We start from the raw sequence: 462 nt of genomic DNA, 5'->3' as shown, positions 1-462 counted from the left end.
ATCGTTTTCCTGGTCGCTCGGGAACAGAAGCGGATGCGCGGTCACCGCCTCGACGCGATATTCGAAGAGACAGCCAATCCCTTCGTGACCCGATATACGCCGGGGAATCAACGATGGTTCATGCAGCAATGCGCCGCCTTGACCGAGTATTTCGCGCTCCGGAATTGCGCGACCCCGCATGCCAAGCATGCGATATTGTCCAAGTGGTCCCGATCGCATGCTCATGCTGCCGCCTTCACGAGCGTCGCGCCGCACGCCGTCCGATCGCCAATGAACGCCACACGCACACCGCCATGCGTGCGCTTGCCCGTCGCGACGATGGCGAAGTCGCCGCCACACTTCGGGCACCTGACGAGATGCCCGTCGAGCGCGACCGGTATGCCCCGGTGGGTGAGATTGGGCGCGGCCTGGATGACCTCGCCGCCGTGATCGGTGGTGTCGCCAAGCTGTGCCACCTCACGC

At 64.1% G+C, this 462-nt stretch carries 2 protein-coding genes; both read right to left on the bottom strand.

The window, feature by feature from the left end; all coding sequences use genetic code 11:
• A partial coding sequence (locus EYW47_RS41515) for a hypothetical protein (RefSeq protein ID WP_205710237.1) occupies positions 1-225 on the bottom strand: 225 nt, incomplete at its 3' end.
• Positions 222-462, bottom strand: a 241-nt coding sequence (locus tag EYW47_RS38760; protein ID WP_240764113.1) for a PAAR domain-containing protein, incomplete at its 5' end; no start/stop codon positions are given. The genes EYW47_RS41515 and EYW47_RS38760, both read right to left, overlap by 4 nt.

Origin of the sequence: Paraburkholderia silviterrae, from assembly GCF_004353915.1 — a bacterium.
GTDB lineage: Bacteria > Pseudomonadota > Gammaproteobacteria > Burkholderiales > Burkholderiaceae > Paraburkholderia > Paraburkholderia silviterrae.
Note: the sequence above shows the minus strand (reverse complement) of the source record. Positions and strands in the feature narration are given on the sequence as shown.